Source organism: Amycolatopsis balhimycina FH 1894 (assembly GCF_000384295.1).
Taxonomy (GTDB): domain Bacteria; phylum Actinomycetota; class Actinomycetes; order Mycobacteriales; family Pseudonocardiaceae; genus Amycolatopsis; species Amycolatopsis balhimycina.
This window is the reverse complement of the sequence record NZ_KB913037.1, coordinates 5,693,446-5,711,256: the sequence shown is the minus strand read 5'-3', so window position 1 is coordinate 5,711,256 and position 17,811 is coordinate 5,693,446. Positions and strand designations below refer to the sequence as shown.

General features: G+C 72.1%; 20 protein-coding genes and 1 pseudogene. 9 read left to right on the top strand and 12 right to left on the bottom strand.

Going from position 1 to position 17,811, the window contains the following annotated elements:
- Window positions 1-33 precede the first annotated feature (33 nt).
- The 3 genes from A3CE_RS0125845 to A3CE_RS0125835 form a co-directional block, all read right to left on the bottom strand.
- Window positions 34-327, bottom strand: a complete 294-nt coding sequence (locus A3CE_RS0125845) for a DUF2516 family protein (protein WP_020643013.1) — start codon at window positions 325-327, stop codon at window positions 34-36.
- A gap of 85 nt (window positions 328-412) precedes the next feature.
- Entirely contained in the window at window positions 413-1,102 is a 690-nt protein-coding gene (locus A3CE_RS0125840) for a membrane protein (RefSeq protein WP_020643012.1), read from the bottom strand.
- The gene (locus A3CE_RS0125835; protein ID WP_020643011.1) at window positions 1,099-1,524 is read right to left on the bottom strand and encodes a helix-turn-helix domain-containing protein; all 426 of its coding nucleotides are present in this window, start codon (window positions 1,522-1,524) and stop codon (window positions 1,099-1,101) included. Before A3CE_RS0125835 ends, A3CE_RS0125840 begins: the two co-directional genes overlap by 4 nt.
- 147 nt (window positions 1,525-1,671) lie before the next feature.
- Between A3CE_RS0125835 and A3CE_RS0125830 the strand changes: the two genes are divergently transcribed.
- On the top strand, window positions 1,672-2,820 hold the full coding sequence (locus A3CE_RS0125830) for a methyltransferase domain-containing protein (protein WP_020643010.1): 1,149 nt from the start codon (window positions 1,672-1,674) through the stop codon (window positions 2,818-2,820).
- Here A3CE_RS0125830 and A3CE_RS0125825 read toward each other — a convergent pair.
- From A3CE_RS0125825 to A3CE_RS0125815, 3 genes are read right to left on the bottom strand one after another with little or no spacing between them, the layout of a single operon-like run.
- Window positions 2,817-3,428 (bottom strand): AAA family ATPase, encoded by a 612-nt coding sequence (locus A3CE_RS0125825; RefSeq protein WP_020643009.1) that lies wholly within the window; start codon window positions 3,426-3,428, stop codon window positions 2,817-2,819. The genes A3CE_RS0125830 and A3CE_RS0125825 overlap by 4 nt on opposite strands.
- Window position 3,429: 1 nt before the next feature.
- Window positions 3,430-3,771, bottom strand: coding sequence for a TFIIB-type zinc ribbon-containing protein (locus A3CE_RS0125820; protein WP_260473790.1), 342 nt, complete (start codon window positions 3,769-3,771; stop codon window positions 3,430-3,432).
- A 27-nt stretch (window positions 3,772-3,798) separates the two neighbouring features.
- The gene (locus A3CE_RS0125815; protein WP_020643007.1) at window positions 3,799-4,167 is read right to left on the bottom strand and encodes a VOC family protein; all 369 of its coding nucleotides are present in this window, start codon (window positions 4,165-4,167) and stop codon (window positions 3,799-3,801) included.
- Window positions 4,168-4,258: 91 nt separating this feature from the next.
- Between A3CE_RS0125815 and A3CE_RS0125810 the strand changes: the two genes are divergently transcribed.
- Complete coding sequence (locus tag A3CE_RS0125810) at window positions 4,259-4,729, top strand: CGNR zinc finger domain-containing protein (protein WP_020643006.1); 471 nt, start codon at window positions 4,259-4,261, stop codon at window positions 4,727-4,729.
- Between the two features lie 213 nt (window positions 4,730-4,942).
- Here A3CE_RS0125810 and A3CE_RS0125805 read toward each other — a convergent pair whose 3' ends face one another.
- Window positions 4,943-6,241: a DUF445 domain-containing protein gene (locus A3CE_RS0125805; protein WP_020643005.1), complete on the bottom strand. Its 1,299-nt coding sequence runs from the start codon at window positions 6,239-6,241 to the stop codon at window positions 4,943-4,945.
- A gap of 29 nt (window positions 6,242-6,270) precedes the next feature.
- On the opposite strand from A3CE_RS0125805, the gene A3CE_RS0125800 reads away from it, so the two are divergent.
- Together A3CE_RS0125800 and A3CE_RS0125795 are read left to right on the top strand one after the other, a co-directional pair.
- On the top strand, window positions 6,271-7,437 hold the full coding sequence (locus A3CE_RS0125800; RefSeq protein WP_020643004.1) for a pyridoxal phosphate-dependent aminotransferase: 1,167 nt from the start codon (window positions 6,271-6,273) through the stop codon (window positions 7,435-7,437).
- A gap of 546 nt (window positions 7,438-7,983) precedes the next feature.
- Window positions 7,984-9,165 carry a hypothetical protein gene (locus tag A3CE_RS0125795; RefSeq protein ID WP_245589591.1) on the top strand — a complete coding sequence of 394 codons (1,182 nt, stop codon included), beginning with the start codon at window positions 7,984-7,986 and terminating at the stop codon, window positions 9,163-9,165.
- A gap of 501 nt (window positions 9,166-9,666) precedes the next feature.
- Here A3CE_RS0125795 and yczR read toward each other — a convergent pair.
- Window positions 9,667-11,121, bottom strand: a complete 1,455-nt coding sequence (gene yczR, locus A3CE_RS0125790; RefSeq protein ID WP_051183788.1) for a MocR-like transcription factor YczR — start codon at window positions 11,119-11,121, stop codon at window positions 9,667-9,669.
- 61 nt (window positions 11,122-11,182) lie between these two features.
- Between yczR and yczE the strand changes: the two genes are divergently transcribed.
- A complete protein-coding gene (yczE, locus tag A3CE_RS0125785; protein WP_020643001.1) occupies window positions 11,183-11,818 on the top strand; it encodes a membrane protein YczE in 636 nt (211 codons plus the stop codon).
- On the opposite strand, the gene A3CE_RS0125780 is transcribed toward yczE, so the two are convergent.
- On the bottom strand, window positions 11,815-12,342 hold the full coding sequence (locus tag A3CE_RS0125780) for a Clp protease N-terminal domain-containing protein (RefSeq protein WP_020643000.1): 528 nt from the start codon (window positions 12,340-12,342) through the stop codon (window positions 11,815-11,817). The genes yczE and A3CE_RS0125780 overlap by 4 nt on opposite strands.
- Window positions 12,342-12,551 (bottom strand): sigma factor-like helix-turn-helix DNA-binding protein, encoded by a 210-nt coding sequence (locus A3CE_RS0125775; protein WP_014154112.1) that lies wholly within the window; start codon window positions 12,549-12,551, stop codon window positions 12,342-12,344. The genes A3CE_RS0125780 and A3CE_RS0125775 overlap by 1 nt, the downstream gene beginning before the upstream one ends.
- A 92-nt stretch (window positions 12,552-12,643) precedes the next feature.
- On the opposite strand from A3CE_RS0125775, the gene A3CE_RS0125770 reads away from it, so the two are divergent.
- Together A3CE_RS0125770 and A3CE_RS55370 are read left to right on the top strand one after the other, a co-directional pair.
- Window positions 12,644-13,429: a protein phosphatase 2C domain-containing protein gene (locus tag A3CE_RS0125770; protein WP_020642998.1), complete on the top strand. Its 786-nt coding sequence runs from the start codon at window positions 12,644-12,646 to the stop codon at window positions 13,427-13,429.
- A 36-nt stretch (window positions 13,430-13,465) separates the two neighbouring features.
- A pseudogene (locus A3CE_RS55370) lies at window positions 13,466-14,032 on the top strand (DUF998 domain-containing protein); the annotation flags it as partial.
- A gap of 78 nt (window positions 14,033-14,110) precedes the next feature.
- On the opposite strand, the gene A3CE_RS0125760 reads toward A3CE_RS55370, so the two are convergent.
- Both A3CE_RS0125760 and A3CE_RS0125755 read right to left on the bottom strand, forming a co-directional pair.
- Window positions 14,111-15,139 carry a D-cysteine desulfhydrase family protein gene (locus A3CE_RS0125760; protein WP_020642996.1) on the bottom strand — a complete coding sequence of 343 codons (1,029 nt, stop codon included), beginning with the start codon at window positions 15,137-15,139 and terminating at the stop codon, window positions 14,111-14,113.
- A 27-nt stretch (window positions 15,140-15,166) separates the two neighbouring features.
- Window positions 15,167-15,715 (bottom strand): dihydrofolate reductase family protein, encoded by a 549-nt coding sequence (locus tag A3CE_RS0125755; protein WP_020642995.1) that lies wholly within the window; start codon window positions 15,713-15,715, stop codon window positions 15,167-15,169.
- A 127-nt stretch (window positions 15,716-15,842) separates the two neighbouring features.
- Here A3CE_RS0125755 and A3CE_RS0125750 point away from each other — a divergent pair, with 127 nt between their 5' ends.
- Complete coding sequence (locus A3CE_RS0125750; protein ID WP_020642994.1) at window positions 15,843-17,219, top strand: amidase; 1,377 nt, start codon at window positions 15,843-15,845, stop codon at window positions 17,217-17,219.
- Window positions 17,186-17,761: a TetR/AcrR family transcriptional regulator gene (locus A3CE_RS0125745; RefSeq protein WP_020642993.1), complete on the top strand. Its 576-nt coding sequence runs from the start codon at window positions 17,186-17,188 to the stop codon at window positions 17,759-17,761. The genes A3CE_RS0125750 and A3CE_RS0125745 overlap by 34 nt, the downstream gene beginning before the upstream one ends.
- Window positions 17,762-17,811 lie beyond the last annotated feature (50 nt).

Genomic DNA, 17,811 nt, shown 5'->3' with positions numbered 1-17,811 from the left:
TCCCCGCCGGCTGCGGCGAGGACGGGAAGGAGTTCACCAGCTGGAGCCGCCGCGCTGGACCTCGATCAGCTTCGGGCGGACGTCCACTATGTAGACGAGGGCCGCGGCCATCGCGGGCACGTAGAAGATCATCCCGGGGCCCATCACGGGGAACAGCACCATGGCGAGCGTCGCGCCGCCGGTGATCAGCATCCAGATGGGCTTGGTCTTGCGGTCGGCCGCCGAGTAGGCGTCGGCACGCTGGAGCAGCGCGTGCACGAAGGCGAAGAGCCCGACCAGCGCGCTGCCCCAGTGGATGACATTGAGGATCCAGAAGGCGACTAGCACAGCGACAGCTTACGGCAAACCACCCGAACGACCCCGGCCCCGCCACCGGAGGTCCGGGGGGCGGGGCCGGGTGTTCACGGCGTTTTTACTTGTCGGTCTTCGGCGCGGCCGGCTTCTTCACCGCGGCACTGGTGGTGCTCGCCGTCGTCGTCCGGCGGGCCGGGGCGGCCGTCTTCGGGGCCGTCTTGTTCGCGACCCGGCGGCTCGCGGAACGAGTCTCGTGGGCGACGTCGTCACCCAGCTCCTCGATGGCGTCGGCGGCCTCGCCGGCGACCTCGGTCACCTTGCGGGCGGTCTTCTCGCCGGCCGAGCGGGTGCGCTTGGTCACCTTGGCCAGCACGCCGTCGACGCGCTCGCGGACCTCGCCCCCGACGACCTCGACCTGGCCCTGCGCGGTGGTCAGGGCCTCTTCGAGCTGCTCGATGGCCTTCTTGACCTGCGGCTGCGCGGCGATCTTGTCCCACGCCTGCTCGCCCGACTCGGCCAGCTTGTTGTACAGCTTGAGCGCGGCCTCGGTGTACTCGTCGATGACCTTGCGCAGCTCGGCCGGGTCCAGCTTCTCGCGGAGGCTCTCGACGTCGGTCGGCAGCTCCTGCAGGTTCTTGCGGGCGACCTCGCTGCTCTTGGTCACGTTCTCCTTGGCCTTCGCCACGGCGTCGGTGACGGCGTGGGTGGCCAGGTTCCCGGCGCCGAGGGCGGCGAGCAGCGGGGTGCGGACCTGGTCGAAGGCGGTGGTGACGGCCTTCTTGACGTCTTCGGTCTTGGGGGTGGTCATGCTGGCTCCTTGGTGTCTGCGGCTGGAGTGGTGTCTGGGGTGTCCGGGGTGGGAGCGGACTCGGCGGCCGGCCGGGCCGCGGCGTTCTCCCGGCGGAAGGACTCGTAGACGTCGAGCAGGACCTGCTTCTGCCGTTCGGTCAGCTCGGCGTCGGCGCGAATCGCGTCGCCCACCGGACCGCCCGTCGGCAGATCGAGGATCCCGGCCTGCACGTACAGCGCTTCCGCCGAAATGCGCAGGCCCTTGGCGATCTGCTGCAGGATCTCCGCGCTGGGCTTGCGGACCCCGCGCTCGATCTGGCTCAGGTACGGGTTGGACACGCCGGCGAGCTTCGACAGCTGGCGCAACGAAATCTTCGCGGTGTTGCGCTGCTGGCGGATGTACTCGCCGATGTCGGAAGCGATGTCCGCGACCTTCTCCATGGGACTGCCGGATCCTGACGTCCCACCGGTTTCTGCCATCCGGTCACCTCCTCGCGACACCTTCGACGGTACGCCCGAGTGCTAGCTATTGCAAGCACTCTGCTTGCAACTATCGGGTGTGGTGGTGCTCACCGCTAACGTGGTGCCATGACGCGCTCGGCCCGGCTGCGGCGACGCCTCGTCGAGCACCTCCTCGACGAGGACGTCCTGCACGCGCCGGAATGGATCGCCGCCTTCCGCGCGGTGCCCCGCCACGTGTTCCTGCCGCGGTTCTTCATGCCGGCGGGCGGGCTGTGGGCGGCGGTGGACCACGGCGATCCGGGCTGGCTGGAGACGGTCTACTCCCGCGACGTGCTGGTGACCCAGCTGGACGACGACCCGGACCGCTGGGAGCTCGCCCGGCGCACCGGGCCGGTGGCGGGCACGCCGACGAGCTCGTCGAGCATGCCGTCGATCATGGCGATCATGCTGGAGGAGCTGCGGGTGCGCGACGGGCAGCGCGTGCTCGAGATCGGCACCGGCACCGGCTACAACGCCGCCCTGCTGAGCCACCGCTGCGGCGCCGGTCAGGTGTCCACAGTGGACATCGACCCGGGGATCGTCGAGGCGGCGCGCGAGCGGCTGGCCTCGGCGGGCTACCGGCCGGCGTGCGCGGTGGGCGACGGCGCGCTCGGCTTCCCCGCGGGCACGTTGTTCGACCGGGTGCTGTGCACCGCTTCGGTGTCTTCGATCCCGGTGGGGTGGCTGGCGCAGACCGCGCCGGGCGGGCTGATCGTGACGACGCTGAACCGGCCGATCGGCGCCGGGCTCGTCCGGCTCGTCGCCGGCGAGGACGGCACCGCGCAGGGCCGCGTCCTCGCGCGCGACGGCCGCTTCATGCCGCTTCGCGCGCACCGGCTGCCGGAGGCCGGCCCGTTGCCGATGCCGTCGCGCCGCGACTGGGAACAGACGCGGCTGGCGATGTCGACGGTGCTCCAGCCCCGCAAGCAGTTCGAGTTCTTCGCCGGGCTCGCCCTCCCGGGCGTCCGGGCGGTGCGCGACGGCGCCGACGACGAAGCACCGAGCGTCGCGCTGGTCCACCCGGACGGCTCGTGGGTCCGCCACCGCAAGCGCGGCGGTGCGGACGAGGTGGCCCAGGGCGGGCCGCGGGCGCTGTGGGAGCTCGCCGAAGCGGCGTACGTCGAGTGGTGCGAGCTGGGCAAGCCGGAGCGCGACCGGTTCGGCCTGACGGTGACCGGCGACCACCAGGACTTCTGGCTCGACTCCCCGGACGGCCGCACCTGGCCGCTGAACTAGGGCAGCCGGGCGCGGATCCACTTCTCCACGTGGTCGGCCGTGACCTCCGGCGGCACCTCCGTCGTGTCGAAGAGGTCGACGCCCAGTTCCGGCGCGATCTTCCGGAGCCAGGCGTTGAACTCCAGCATCTCCTCGATCCGGGGCTCGTCCCACTCCCGCCACGCCGGGCGCGCCCGCAGGCGGGCTCGCAGCGACGACGGCGAGCCGACCAGCGCCAGGTAGTGGATGTCGCTGAAGAACGCGCGCTCCGGCAGCGGCTCGAACTCCGGGGGCGCCACCGTCCCGCACAGCACGACCGGGCGGCCGTTCTGGTGCAGCATCGCCGCCATCCGCAGCCAGACCGAGCGGAACGCCGTGACGTCGTCGCGCAGGGCACCGGTCCAGAGGATGTCCTGCTCCAGCACGACGACGTCACCGGCGAAGCGCGCCGCCAGCAGCGGGCCCATCGTCGACTTCCCGGCGCCGCTCGGGCCGGTCAGCGCGAACAGCGGCAGTTTCCGGAACGGCCACTCGTGCCCGCACCGCGCGCACCGCAGCAGGGCGCCGGCGACGGCCGGGCGGTCCGCCAGGTCGCCGCACGCCGGGCAGATCCGCAGGTCGAGCCCCACTTCAGTCGAAGAGGTTCTCGAGGAAGCTGCGCTTGCGGTGACCGTGCCCGTACGGACGCGGCGAGTCCGAGTACCCGCGGTGCGGCCGCGGCGAGTCGGCGTAGCCCCCGCGGTACGCCTGGGGCGAGTCCGGCTGGCCGCCGCGATAGGGGCGCGGCGAGTCGGGGCGGCCGTGCCCACCCTGGTACGGGGGCGGCTGGTGGCCGTAGTACGAACTCTCCGCACCGACGATCGCCTCGAGCTCGCCGCGGTCCAGGAAGATCCCGCGGCAGCCGTCGCACTGGTCGATGTGGACGCCGTTCTTGGCCACGGTCCGCATCTGATTCTGACACTTCGGACAAATCACCTCGCCGAGCTTACCCAGAAAACGTCAGCAGGCGCACAGGCAGAACGGGTGCCCCACCGGGTCGGCGTAGACGCGGAACGTCTTGGGCTGGTCGTCCAGCAGTTTCGCCCCCAAGCCGAGCACGCGCTCGTGCGCTGCCTCCAGATCCGTGACGTTCAGGTCCAGGTGCAGCTGCTGCGGGTTCTCCGCGGACGGCCACGCCGGCGGCCGGTAGCCGGGCACCCGCTGGAACGCGAGGCCCGCGCCGCCCGCCGGGTTGCGCAAGGTCGCCCAGTGCCCGTCGTCGACGACTTCGGGCGCCTCCCACTCCAGCACCGCCCGGTAGAACTCCGCCAGCGCCACCGGGTCGGGGCAGTCGAGGGCCACCACGCCCAGCGTCGGTACCGCACTCATTTCTCGCTCCCTTCGATCATGAGTAACCAGCGAAGTCATTATGTGGGTTAGCGCACCCGGAGGCAACCACCCTCCGCCGTACACTGGTTTCGTGCACACCGACGCCTCCCTCGTGGTGGAGTTCCTCAACACGGTCAACGTCGAAGAGGGCACTGACCTGCTCGAAGACCCCGGGCAGTGGCAAGAATGGGCGGCGGACCACGCGCTGGCGGCCAACCCGGCCGCCGAGGCGCGCGCGGCGCGGGACGCCCTGCGCGCCGCGATCGGCGACCCGCGGCTGCCCGGCGGCAGCGACAGCACCGTCAACGTCGGCACCCGGATCTCCCTCACCGCCGACGGGCCGGCGCTGGTCGCGGACGACGTCGTCGGCGCGGTGTTCGCCGCCTGCGCGCGGCTGGTCGTGCGCGGCGACTGGGTCCGGCTCAAGATCTGCCCCGCCGGCACCTGCCTCTGGGCGTTCTACGACGAGTCCCGCAACCGCTCTCGCACGTGGTGCTCGATGCGCGTCTGCGGCAACCGCGAGAAGGCTCGCGGCTGGCGGGCCCGCGCCGCCGCGGGCTGAAAAGGCTCAGCCGAGCGGAGGACCCTCGAACGGCTGTGGACAACTCGCACACAAGGCACCACATATCCACGCCCCGGACCCGCTCGCCCCCACACGTTGTGGACAGCCGTTAGGCCATCACCGTGAAAACCTGTGGATAACCCGGGGGATAACTCAGCTTCCTGTGGACAACTGGGTTGAAGGTCCCCCAGATGTGGTATAGCACCAGGTTGCTCAGAACAGCAGCTCGGCGACGGTGTAGATGACGAGTCCGGCGAGCGCGCCCACCACCGTGCCGTTGATCCGGATGAACTGCAGGTCGCGTCCCACCTGGAGCTCGATCTTGCGGGACGTCTCCTCGGCGTCCCAGCGCTCGACCGTGTCGGTGATGATCGTGGTGATCTCGCGCGAGTAGTTCTTCACCAGGTACGCCGCGGCGCCCTCGACCCAGCCGTCGGCCTTCGAACGCAGCTGGTCGTCGGAAACCAGCCGCTCCCCGAGCGACGTCAGGCCGAGCCGGACGCGCCGGCGCAGCTCGCTCGACGGGTCCTCGGCCGCGGTCAGCAGCATCTCCTTCGCCGTGCTCCACGCCGAGCCGATCAGCCGCTGAACCTCCTCGTGGTGCACGATCTGGCCCTTCACCTGCTCGGCGCGGGCCATCACCTCGGGGTTGGTCTGCAGGTCCTGGGCGAACTCGCCGAGGAACTTGTCCAGCGCCAGCCGCATGGGGTGGTTGACGTCGGTCTTGACCGCCCACGCGAACGACAGCACCTCGCCGTAGACCTTGTCCGCGAGCATCTCGTCGACGAACTTCGGCGACCAGCTCGGCGCCCGGTCGGACACCACGCGCAGCATCGTCGTGTGGTTGTCGCGGACCCACTCGTAGCCGCGGTCGCACATCAGGTCCACGAGCTTGTGGTGCGCGCCGTCGGCGAACACGCCCTGGAGGATCTTGCCCAGCGGCGGGCCCCACGGCTTGTCGATGATCCGCCGCGCGACGGCCTGCTCCATGATCGCCTGGACGTCTTCGTCGCGGAGCACCTTCACAGCGGCGCGGACCACCGTGGCCAGCTCGGACGTCACGCGCTCGGCGTTGTCCGGTTCCGCGAGCCAGCCGCCGAGCCGCTTCGCGATCTCGACGCGCTTGAGCTTGTCGCGCACGACCTCCTCGGACAGGAAGTTCGAGCCGACGAAGTCGCCGAGGCTGTTGCCCAGCGCGTCCTTCTTGTTCGGGATGATCGCCGTGTGCGGGATCTTCAGCCGCAGCGGGTGCCGGAACAGCGCCGTGACGGCGAACCAGTCGGCAAGCGCGCCGACCATGCCCGCCTCTGCCGCGGCGCGCACGTACCCGACCCAGCCCGGCCAGCCGCTCGCCTGCGCCCAGCCGGCCAGCAGGAACACGAGCGTGGCGCCGAGCAGGAACGACAGCGCGACGAGCTTCATCTTGCGCAGCCCGCGCCGCTTTTCCTCTTCACCGGCCGCGCCGCCCGGTGGGTCGGCGGGCGTCACCTTCGCGGGGGTCAGTTGCTCCACATCACCATTGTCCGTGAGGATGGCTGATCGTGCGCGAACCTGCTCTCGTCCCCCGGCTCCGGCCGTTCACCTCGACCATCTTCGCCGAGATGACGGCGCTGGCCGTCCGGCACGACGCCGTCAACCTCGGCCAGGGCTTCCCGGACACCGACGGCCCGGCCGGGATGCTCGAAGCGGCGAAGAACGCGCTGTTCGGCGGCGCCAACCAGTACCCGCCCGGACCGGGACGACCGGAGCTGCGGGCCGCGATCGCGCGGCACCGGCTGCGCTACGGCACCGAGTACGACCCGGACACGGAGATCCTGGTCACCGCGGGCGCGACCGAGGCCATTGCGGCAGCGTTGTTGGCGTTGACCGAGCCCGGCGACGAGGTGATCGTCATCGAGCCGTACTACGACTCCTACGCCGCCGCGGTCGCCATGGCCGGCGCACAGCGCCGGGTCGTCGGGCTCGTCGAAGGCCCGGACGGCCGGTTCGGGCTGGACGTCGCCGGGCTGCGCGCCGCCGTCACGCCGCGGACCCGGGCGATCCTCGTCAACTCGCCGCACAACCCGACCGGGACGGTGTTCACCCGCGCCGAGCTGGAAGCGCTGGCGGCCCTGTGCGTCGAACACGACCTGATCGCCATCTGCGACGAGGTCTACGAGCACCTCGTGTTCGATGACGCCGAGCACATCCCGCTGGTCACGCTGCCCGGGATGCGGCCGCGGACGGTGAGCATCTCCAGCGCCGGGAAGACGTTCAACTGCACCGGCTGGAAGATTGGCTGGGTCTGCTCGACGCCGGAGCTGGTCGCCGCGGTGAAGGCGGCGAAGCAGTTCATCACCTTCGTCTCCGGCGGCCCGCTGCAGCCGGCCGTCGCGTACGCGCTCGACCACGAGCTGCCCTGGGTCGAGGGCCTGCGCGCGAGCCTGCAGGAAAAGCGCGACCGGCTTTCGGCCGGGCTCGCCGACGCCGGGTTCGCCGTGCGGCCGACGGCGGGCACCTACTTCGTCTGCGTCGACGTGCGGCCGCTGGGCTTCACCGACGCCGCCGACCTGGCCTGGGAGCTGCCCGCCAGGGCCGGGGTCGCCGCGGTGCCCGTGAAGGTGTTCACCGATCACCCGGACGAGTGGAACCACCTGCTGCGTTTCGCGTTCTGCAAGCACAACGAAGTCATCGACGAGGCCATCACCCGGTTGCGCAAACTGGTCTGACGACCGGGGTTCCGCGCCGCGCCCCTTCCGACAGCCGATCGGGGCGCGGCGAAAGGGCTACGACGGCCACCGCTGTCACGCTCCGCGATCGTCGGAAGACGCTTCCGCGACGGCGTGACGCGGCCATGATCACGGAAAGAAACGGGATTCCGGGCCTCGGCGCCGGGCCGGGGGCCGATCGCGGACGGCTCGTCGAAATCGTGATACGAGCACCTAACGCGACCGATTCGGCACGCACGGCGATGCGATGGCGGGAAACATCAGGTCAACCGCCGAGGGAGCAATTCGCGACACTCCTCCAAATGGCCGCAGCCAAGCACCCGAACGGCACTGAGAGTGATCAACTCCTCGGCCGCAGATACCTTGCCCGGTAGGGCCGTTCCGCCTTACGGGCTGGATCGAAGCCGGGAGAGATGAAAGACTCCCGAGCGGTGCTAGAAAGAGTGCAGCCCCGGGGGAACTGCGACCTGGCCGGAGAAAGACCCCAGCAGCAACAGACTCGAGCGTGCAACGCGAGAGCTACAGGCGCGGACGGTGGTGGTGGCGGTGAGCAGCACGGCGAACGTGCGCCGCGGCGCCCCCCTTCAGCCTGGGCTCACAGCGGGTGAGACAACCCCCCACTCGCGCCTGCGCGCGCCCCGCCCGTGGACGGCGTCGCTGCAGCGGCCCGCCGCCAAGATCCTGGTCGCCGGCGGCCTGACCCTCGCGGGCTGGCTGCTCGGCGCGGCACTCTCCGGCAACACCGCGTCGGCGGCCGAACGGCAGGCGTGCCCCGAGGCGCCCGCGGTTTCCACTGTGGACCATGCCCCGAAGCCGTTCGCGCACGGCAGGCACCGCAAGAGCCACCGCGAAACCGGCGCCGACGCGTGCGCGGCGCAGCCGGCGGACGGCACCGTCAGTGGCGCCGACCCGGGCGAAACGCCGTCCACGGCCGAAACCGAGCCGACGGTCGAGACCCAGCCCGACGAGACGGCGACCGCGCCCACGAAGGACACAAAGGACACTCCGGCCACCGCGTCCGTGGAAAAGCCGGCGGCCACCTTGAAGGTCACGTCGTCCGGCGGTGACCTGCTCGGTGGGCTCGTCGGCGGTGTCCTGAACGTGGTCGGCGGGACGCTCACCACCGTCACGAGCACGGTCGGCGCCGTCACGGACACGCTGTCCCACACCGTGCTCGCGCCGCTCACCCAGCCGCTCGGGGGCAACCCGGGCGCGCCCACGCTGCTGCCCCTCGACGACGTGCTGGCCCCGGTGTTCGGCGGCAGCTCGAACTCGGGCGGCGTCACGGCGATCGTGCCCGGCTTGGTGACCGGCACCGCCACCCAGGCCACCGGCGCGGTCCAGACCGAAACCGCGCCCGTCGCGGCACCGGCGACGGCGGCCGACGCGCAGCAGTCCACGAGCCGGGCCGCGGTCGCGCGCCTGGTCGTCCGGCACCAGGAGCAGCTCCCAGTGGTCCAGGAGCGGCCGCGCGACTACGGCGTCCACGCCACGGGTGGTGGCGGCGGCGACTCCACGCCCGGCCTTCCCGGCGGCACGACCGCCCCGAGCGCGCCGGCCCCCACGGCCGCGCCCGGCCACGACGGCCCCGGCGGCGCCCGTCACGCGTTCGCCGTCCACACCGACGACGTCACCACCACGCAGCTCAAGCTGATCGGCACCAGCCGCGACCACGACGTCGACGGCGCGGGCAGGGAAGCCGCCCTGCCCACCACCTCCCCGGACTGACCCCGCACCGGGCAGCCGGGGACAAGTGCGTCCAAAACAAGATCAACTCGACGCACGACCACGCCGTTGAGGCGTGAGGATTCCCCTGCTCCAGTACGCAATCCGTGGCTCTTTCACGTCTCGTGACGCCGTAACGCGTCCGACGTACCCCGAGGGGCGAAAACCATGCGAAACCCCAGTCTTTCCGACCGGCCGACCGCGCCCGGCCGGGTCGGATCCCGGTCCCGGCGCCGCGCTGCCCCCGCGGCGCCGGGACCCACACCGGGCGCGCTCCGGGAGCCCTTGCTCACCGCGCCGAGCGAGGACTCGCAGTACCGAGAGCGCACCTGAGCCGCCGGCTTCCCGGCACGTCGAGGGGCTGTGCCGGGAAGCCGCGGTACCCGCGAACGGGGTCACGTCCGTGAGCGGGTGTGTGGAACGACGAACCGGTGCGCTGGATGCACATGAACGCCGCCCATCCCTGGGAGCAGGCTCGCATCCAGCGCACCGGTTCGTTTCGTTTCAGGCGAGCGGAGCGTCCAGTGACGCCGGGGTGCCCCGGACCGACGCCGCCGCGGCACTCAGCCGGCGGATCGCCTCGTTGATCTTCTCCGGTGGCAACGAAAACGGCAGCCGGATCCAGCGCTCCATGCCACCGTGGACGCCGAAGCGGGACCCGGGCGTCACCTGGAGACCGTGGCTCGCCGACGCCACCGCGAGCCGCGAGCTGACCGGCTCCGGGAGGCGGCACCACAGCGACAGGCCGCCTTTCGGCGGCGTGAACGTCCAGTCCGGCAAGTGCCGGTTGACCGCGCCCGCCAGCGCGTCGCGGTTGCCGCGCAGTTCCTCGCGACGACGTGCCAGCGCCGCCCACCCGTCGGCCTCCAGCAATTCCGAGAACACCACCTGCTCGAAGACGGGCGAGCCGAGGTCCACGGCGTAGCGCGCCGAGATCAGGCGGCCGAGCAGGTCCTCCGACGCGCGGATCCAGCCCAGGCGCAGGCCGCCCCAGTGCGACTTCGACGCCGAGCCGACGCAGATCGCCAGGTCGCCCGCGAAGGCTGACAACGGCGGCGGGCCGTCCAGCGGGTCGCCTTCGAGGTCCAGTTCGACCAGGGTTTCGTCCACCACCACCGGCGTCCGCGCCCGGGTGAGCACCGCGCCGAGCCGTTCGCGGCCTTCGGCGTCCAGACGCAGGCCGGTCGGGTTCTGGAAGTCGACCACGAGGTACGCCAGGCGCGGGGACGCCTGGCGCAGCGCCGCGTCGATGCCGGCGATGTCCCAGCCGCGGGCACCGGCCGGGTCGAGCGCCACCGGCACCGGGATGGCGTGCGCGGCCCGGATCGCCTCCAGGGCGTTCGGGTACGTCGGCTGCTCCACCAGCACGCGGTCGCCCGGCCCGGTCAGCATCCGCAGGACCAGCACGAACGCGTGGTGCGCGCCGTTGGTGACCATGATCTGCGCGGCCGTCGTCGGCAGCCCGCGCTCGGTGTACCGCCGGGCGATCTTCTCGCGCAGGACCGGCAGGCCCCGCTCCTGGTAGCCGTGCTGCCCGAGGTGGTCGACCAGGGCGCCGCGCGCGGCGTCGACCGCCGCGATCATGCCCGGCGTGGCCGGCGGTGACGCGTGGGCGAAGTCGATCAGGTCGCCGCCGTCCGGGACGACCGCGTCCCGGCGACGCCGGCCGGGTGCGGTGATCCACGAACCGGCGCCGCGGCGGCTCGCGACGAACCCGTTGTCCCGCAGCCGGTCCAGTGCCGAGCCGATCAGCGTCCGGCTGGCGCCGAGCGCGTCGGCCAGCTCGCGTTCGGCGGGCAGCCGGGTGCCGAGCGGGAGCTGGCCGTCCAGCACCTGCAGCTCGATGGCCGCGGCCAGGTCCGCGGCACCCTGCCGGGAGCCGCCTTGGCGCCAAGAGCCGAGCAAGACGGCCAATCGTGGACCGGAGACGCGTCCACCTGGTGGGAGCACGGGTTCCATAAGGCCAATATCCGGCAATTGGCTATGGTTTACAAGGCCAGTTACCACCGATAGTGGTCACGTGGCTCAGATCGATCTCCGGCCCGTCCGGATCTCCCGTGACCCCGCCCGGCGCAGCACCCAGCTCCTGTCCGGCCTCGCCCTCTACGGCATCAGCGTCGCCATGCTCACCCGCGCCCACCTGGGCCTCGAACCCTGGGGTGTGCTGGCCGAAGGCGTCACGAAGCACACCGGGCTGACCTTCGGCACGGCGACCGGCCTGATTTCGGTGACCGTGCTCCTGCTGTGGATCCCGCTGCGCCAGCGCCCCGGCATCGGCACCGTCGCGAACGTCGTGGTCGTCGCGGTGGTCGTCGACCTGGCCCGCGCGGTTCTCCCGGACCAGCACGACCTGGGCTGGCGCATCGTCTTCCTGATCGGCGGCGTCGCGCTGAACGGCTTCGCGACCGCCACCTACGTCGGCGCGCGGCTCGGTCCCGGTGCCCGCGACGGCCTGATGACGGGGCTCGCGGCGCGCACCGGCCGGTCGGTCAGGCTGGTGCGCACCTGCCTCGAGATCTCCGCGGTCGTCGCCGGGTTCGCCCTCGGCGGCACCGTCGGATTCGGCACCGTGCTCTACGCCCTCGCGATCGGGCCGCTCACCCAGGCGGTGCTGCCGCTGACCACCTGGCGCGGCGAGCCGCGGCAGCGTCCCTAGCCCGCCTTGCGCTGCTGAACGGTCCGGCGCAGCGTGGCGTAGTCGGCCCCACGCCGGGCGAGCACGTCGTCGGTGTCGCGCTGCTGGGCCAGCGCCAGCAGGATGTGCTCCTGCCCCAGGTGCTTGTCCCCCAGCCGGGCGGCTTCCTTGAGGCTCAGCTCCAGGGTCTTCTTCGACTCGGCGGTGAAGGGGATGTGCCCCCGTTTGGCCGGGCCGAGCCGACCGGCGAGGGCCCCTTCGCCATGGGTCTGCTCGACGCGCTCCACGATCTGCTCGACGTCGATGCCGAACGCGGTGAGCGCTTCGGCGTCGGCGTCGCTCACGCCGCCGCGGCGCCGGATCCGCGCCAGCTCCGCGGCGATGTCGTCGGCGGACACTCCCAGCTCGGCGAGCAGGGGAACGCCGGTCTTGACCAGCCCGGCGAGCAGGTGGGCGGGCCCGATCTCCACCGAACCGGACTTCCGCGCCACGATCTGTGCCTCGACGACCGCCATCCGCGCTTCGGCCGTGAACCGTTCGAACATCAGTGCCTCCCGTACTTCTTGTGCACGGCCTGCCGGCTGACCCCCAGCTCGGCGGCGATCTCCTGCCACGACCAGCCCTGCACCCGCGCACTGCGGACCTGCACGGCCTCCAGTTGTTCCAGCAACCGCCGGAGCGCGGCGACCGCGCGCAGCCCCACCCGGGGATCGCGATCACCCGCCCGGGCGGCCAAATCCGTCGCTTCCGTCATGTATGTCAACCTACGTTGACGTCGACGGTCTTGTCAACTGAAGTTGACACGCTCAGCGCGAAACCGCCGGACGGGCGACGTACAGTCGGGTGATGCCCGAGATCGCGATCGCCGAACGGGCCGGGGTGGGCGCCGACGGCCACCCACGCCCCACCGAGGACCACGTCGTCGTGCTGGACAACGCGGTCCTGGTCCTCGACGGCGCCACCTCGTCGGACCCTTCGCAACCCCCTGGCGGCTGGTACGCGGAACGACTGGCCCGGCGCCTCGCCGACGACCTCCGCACGCACCCCGAAGCCGACCTGACCGAGCTGCTGACCTCGGCGATCGCCGAAGTGACGACGGCGAACCGGCTGCGGCCGCAGCAGTCGCCGTCGAGCACGGTCGCGGCCGTGCGCTGGCTCGAAGACCGCGTCGACGCGCTCGTGCTGGCCGACAGCCCGGTGATCGGCTTCGGCGGGTTCGGCGTCGACGTCGTCTCGGACGACCGGCTGGCCCGGCTGCGGCGGCGCGGGATGCTCCAGACCGGCGCCGACGTCCGGCGCCGGCGCAACGCCCACGACGGCTTCTGGGTCGCCGAAGCCGACCCGGGCGCCGCCGCGCACGCGGTCCGGCGCACCTGGCGGCGGCCCGACGTCGACGCGGTGCTGCTCGCCAGCGACGGCGTGTCCATCGGCGTCGACCAGTACGCGCTGTTCGACTGGCGCGAGGTCCTGGCGATCACCCGCGCCGACGGGCCGGACGCCGTGCTGGACGCCGTCCGCACCGCGGAGAAGCAGGACCCGGACCGCGAACGCTGGCCCCGCCCGAAGCCGCACGACGACCAGGCCCTGGTCCTCGTCGATTTCAATTCGGGGGTTATTCAGGGTCTTCCCTGATCACGACGGTGCCGTCCGGGCGGGAACCTGGACGGCATGGGGACGGAAGCGGGGAAGCGCACGAGGCCGTGGCGGCTGGTCGCGCTGGGCGCGATCGGCTGGGGGCTGTTTACGGCCGTGGTGCTGCACGTGATCAGCTCACGCAATCCGGTGTACGACACGCTGTCGAGCTACACGGTGACCGACCGCGGCGAAGGCATGCTCGGCGCGAGCGTGCTTTCGCTGGCCATCGGGTCGCTCGCGGTGCTCGGCGCGCTGCAGGTGGCCGGGGTGCCGCTGTCGCGGACGACCCGGCTGCTGCTCGCGTTGTGGGCACTCGGGCTGGCCGCGGCCGCGGTCTTCCCGGCGAGCTACCCGGAAGCCCCGGCCCCGGTGAGCGGCGAGATCCACCTCTACGCCTGCCTGGTCGCGTTCCTCAGCCTGCCCGGCGCGGCGATTTCGCTGCTGGAACCGCTGAAGGGCCGCCCGGAACGCGTCGCGCTGGTCCGGGCGATCCGGCTGACCGCGGCCGGGTTCGCGCTCTTCGCCACGAGCTTCGTCTTCGTGCGGCTCAGTGAGGCCGGGATCACTCCGTTTCCGGAGATTTCCGCGGCCTTCCCGATCGGCGTCATGCAACGGCTGCTGCTGCTCGCCGACGTCGTGCTGCTGTGCACGCTGCTGTGGCTGGCGACCCGGCTGGAATCAGCCTTCGACGGCCACCGCCAGTTCGGGCGCGTAGCCGTACAGGCCGGGCATGCCGCCGGTGTGCAGGAACACCACGTGGTCGTCCGGGGCGAAGTGGCCCGCCCATTCGATCAGCGCGGCGGCCACCTTGCCGGTGTAGACCGGGTCGAGCACGACGCCCTCGGTGCGCCCGAAGAGGCGTAGCGCGTTCCAGACCGCGTCGGTCGGGATGCCGTAGCCGGGGCCGAGCGTCGAGTCGCCCAGCCGGACGTGGTCCAGTGACGGCGGTTCGACGCCGAGCAGCTTCGCCGCGCCGGAGGTGAGTTCGCGCAGGTTCTCCGTGGCCTCGTCGAGCGGGTGGCTGACGCAGGCGATGCCGACGCCGAGGTTCTTGAGGAGCCCGGCGGCCAGTGCGACCCCGGCCGCCGTGCCGCCGCTGGCGTGCGGGACGACGAGGTGAGCCCGCTCGATGCCGCGTTCCGCCAGCTGCGTCGCGAGTTCGTGCGTGGCGCGGACGTATCCGAGGGCGCCCAGGTCGTTCGAGCCGCCGACGGGGATCGTCGCGACCTTCCGGCCGTCCTGCGCGGCTTCGGCGACCAGGCGGTCGTAGGTGCGGCCGGTCTCCTCGCCGTCGGTGCAGACGTGGACGGTCGCGCCGAAGAGCTTGTCCAGCGGGATGTTGCCGGAACGCTCGTACGCGTCGCCGTCGCGCGGGACCTTGGCGGTGAGGACGAGTTCGCAGCGCAGGCCGAGCTTCGCGCACGCGGCGGCGGTCTGGCGGCCGTGGTTGGTCTGGAGGGCGCCGAACGTGATCACGGTGTCCGCGCCGGCTTCCCGGGCGGCGCCGAGGTGGTATTCCAGCTTGCGGAGTTTGTTGCCGCCCGCGCCGAGCGGGTGGACGTCGTCGCGCTTGAGCCACAGGTTGGTGAGGCCGAGTGCTTCGCCGAGCCGGGGCGCCGCGTCCAGCGGCGTCGGCCAGCCGCCCAGGTCGACGCGGGGGATCGCGGCCAGCGCGGCATCCGGGAATCCGGCGAATTCGAACGTCATCGGCCCTCCAGGCTCGCTTTCCCACCACTAAAGCACTTTGAAGCGGAGCTCGGTGTGCGGCCCGACCTCGCGCACGCCGACCCGCCGGAGCGTGACGCCGTCGAGCCCGGGATCGCCGAACAACGGCAGCCCGGCGCCCAGCAGCACCGGGGCGATTTGGACGTGCAGTTCGTCGGCCAGCCGGGCTCGCACGGTCTGCCGGACCACGCTCGCGCCGATCACTTTGACCGCCCGCTCCCCCGCGGCCGCCCGCGCCTGCTCGACCGCCGAGGCGACCCCGTCGGTCACGAAGGTGAAGGTGAGGTTCTCGTCCTGCTTGGGCGGCACGGCCGGCGGCGTGTGCGTGACGACGAAGATCGGGACCTGGAACTCGTAGTTGCCGACGTACCAGTCCGGGTCCTCGGCCATCGCGAACGAGCGGCGGCCGAGGACGACCGCGCCCGTCTCCCGGATCAGGTCGGTCATCCACTCGCTGCCGTTCGAGGCGGCGGGGCCGGACAGCCGCGCCGTACCGCCGTCGCGGTCGGCGACGAAGCCGTCCAGCGACATGCTCATGCCCGCGTGCACCGTGGCCATGGTTTCTCCTCACGTAGTCGTTGGACGGGTAGACGTCCTGGCGGGCGAAAACTCATCGGGAGTAGCCGAAGACCGCTGGTATCCGGTAACGTTCGTTCGAACGAACGAGAACCTTCGGGGGGCCGCCATGACCGCTACGAGCCTCGATTTCACGGGCCTCGCCGCCCAGGCCGCGCAGCTCGCCGCGGGCGAGATCACCTCGGCCGAACTCACCGCGGCGTCGCTCGGCCGCGCGCACGCGAGCCAGCCGACGCTCAACGCCTTCCGTCACCTGCGTGACGACGAAGCCCGCGCCGAAGCCGCCGAGGCGGACCGGCGCCTGAACGCCGGCGAGCGCGCGCCGCTGCTGGGCGTGCCGGTCGCGATCAAGGACGACGTCGACCTCACCGGCCTGCCCACTTCGTTCGGCTGCGTCGGCGAGTTCCCGTGCGCGACGTCCGATGCGCCCGCCGTCGCGCTGCTGCGCGAAGCCGGAGCTGTGATCATCGGCAAGACGAACACCCCCGAGCTGGGCCAGTGGCCGTTCACCGAGGGCCCCGCCTTCGGCGTGACGCGCAACCCGTGGCACCCCGGCCACACCCCCGGGGGTTCTTCGGGCGGGAGCGCGGCCGCGGTGGCGTCGGGGGCCATCGCGGCCGCGCTCGGGTCCGACGGCGCCGGTTCGGTGCGCATCCCCGCCGCGTGGACCGGGCTCGTCGGCATCAAGACCCAGCGCGGGCGGATCCCCACCGGCGGCGAGCTGTTCCACGGCCTGACCGTGCTCGGCCCGCTCGCCCGCACGGTCGAAGACGCCGCTCTGCTGCTCGACGTCGCGGCCGCCACCGGCCACACCTTCCGGACCGCGGCGACCCGCGAACCCGGCAGGCTGCGGATCGGGCTGTCGACGCGGATCCCGTTCACCGCCACCAAGACCCGGCTCGACCCGGTCGTCGAAGCGAGCGTGCGGCGGCTCGCGGAATCCCTCGCCGGGCTGGGCCACGAGATCGTCGAGGCCGAACCGGACTACGGTCTGATCGGGCTGACGTTCCTGCCGCGTTCGCTGACCGGCGTCCGCGACTGGACGCTGCGGGTGCCCGACCGGACCGGGCTCGACCCGCGTACGCGCAGCAACGCCGGCCACGGCCGCCTGCTGGCCGGGCCCGCGCTGCGGCTGGCGCGCGCCCTCGAGCCGGGCCTGCACCGGCGGATCGGCTCGGTGTTCGGCCGCGTCGACGTGCTGCTCACCCCGACCACCGCGACCCCGCCGCCGCCGATCGGCACGTTCGACGGGCTGTCCGGCTGGGAGACCGACCAGGCCATGATCGCCGCCTGCCCGTACGCTTGGCCGTGGAACGTGCTGGGCTGGCCGGGGGTCAACGTCCCGGCCGGGCTGACGGCCGAGGGTCTGCCACTCGGCGCGCAGCTGCTCGGCCCGTCGCACGCCGAGGAGCGGCTGATCTCCCTCGCCGCGCAACTGGAAGAGGTCGAACGGTGGCCGGAGCGGCATCCCGCGACAAGGTGGTGAGCACGCGGGAAGCCATCCTGCGCGGCGCGCTGACGGTCGTCGGCGAGCACGGCGTCGGCGGCCTGACGAACCGCCGGATCGTCGCCGCGGCCGGCGTCTCGCTCGGCACACTGACCTACCACTTCCCCAGCCAGACCGCGTTGCTGCGCGAAGCGATGCTGTTGTTCGTCGAGGACGAGACGGCGAAGCTCGGCGCGATCGTCGACGGCTACCGCGCAGACGGCTTGAGCGTGGAGCAGGCGGCTTCGCTCGTGGAGCACGTGATCGCGCAGCTGCCGTTCGGCGCCGACGAGCTCGGCGCGCACGAGCTGTACCTCCAGTCCGCGCGGGATCCCGAGCTGCACGAGGCTTCTTCGCGCTGCTTCGCGGCGTACGACGAACTGGCCGTGACGATCCTCGAAGCCCTGGACGTGCCGCAGGCGCGGCGGCTGGCCGGTCCGGTGGTCGCGCTGATCGCCGGGCTGCAGCTGCGGCGGCTGGCCACCGGCGAGACCGACACCCCGGTGGCCGAACCGCTGATGATGCTGCTGCGCGGAGCCTGATCGCGCGCACCACCCGCTTCTGAAACGCCATGAGGGTGCCCCTCATGACT

What these genes read in the sequence shown, in the direction of transcription:
- A3CE_RS0125760 (WP_020642996.1), bottom strand. Translation starts at nt 15,139, where the DNA reads ATGACGTTCGAATTCGCCGGATTCCCGGATGCCGCGCTGGCCGCGATC.
- A3CE_RS0125775 (WP_014154112.1), bottom strand. Translation starts at nt 12,551, where the DNA reads ATGACGGAAGCGACGGATTTGGCCGCCCGGGCGGGTGATCGCGATCCC.
- A3CE_RS0125780 (WP_020643000.1), bottom strand. Translation starts at nt 12,342, where the DNA reads ATGTTCGAACGGTTCACGGCCGAAGCGCGGATGGCGGTCGTCGAGGCA.
- A3CE_RS0125835 (WP_020643011.1), bottom strand. Translation starts at nt 1,524, where the DNA reads ATGGAGAAGGTCGCGGACATCGCTTCCGACATCGGCGAGTACATCCGC.
- A3CE_RS0125750 (WP_020642994.1), top strand. Translation starts at nt 15,843, where the DNA reads ATGACCGCTACGAGCCTCGATTTCACGGGCCTCGCCGCCCAGGCCGCG.
- A3CE_RS0125770 (WP_020642998.1), top strand. Translation starts at nt 12,644, where the DNA reads ATGCCCGAGATCGCGATCGCCGAACGGGCCGGGGTGGGCGCCGACGGC.
- A3CE_RS0125815 (WP_020643007.1), bottom strand. Translation starts at nt 4,167, where the DNA reads ATGAGTGCGGTACCGACGCTGGGCGTGGTGGCCCTCGACTGCCCCGAC.
- A3CE_RS0125830 (WP_020643010.1), top strand. Translation starts at nt 1,672, where the DNA reads ATGACGCGCTCGGCCCGGCTGCGGCGACGCCTCGTCGAGCACCTCCTC.
- A3CE_RS0125840 (WP_020643012.1), bottom strand. Translation starts at nt 1,102, where the DNA reads ATGACCACCCCCAAGACCGAAGACGTCAAGAAGGCCGTCACCACCGCC.
- A3CE_RS0125755 (WP_020642995.1), bottom strand. Translation starts at nt 15,715, where the DNA reads ATGGCCACGGTGCACGCGGGCATGAGCATGTCGCTGGACGGCTTCGTC.
- yczR (WP_051183788.1), bottom strand. Translation starts at nt 11,121, where the DNA reads ATGGAACCCGTGCTCCCACCAGGTGGACGCGTCTCCGGTCCACGATTG.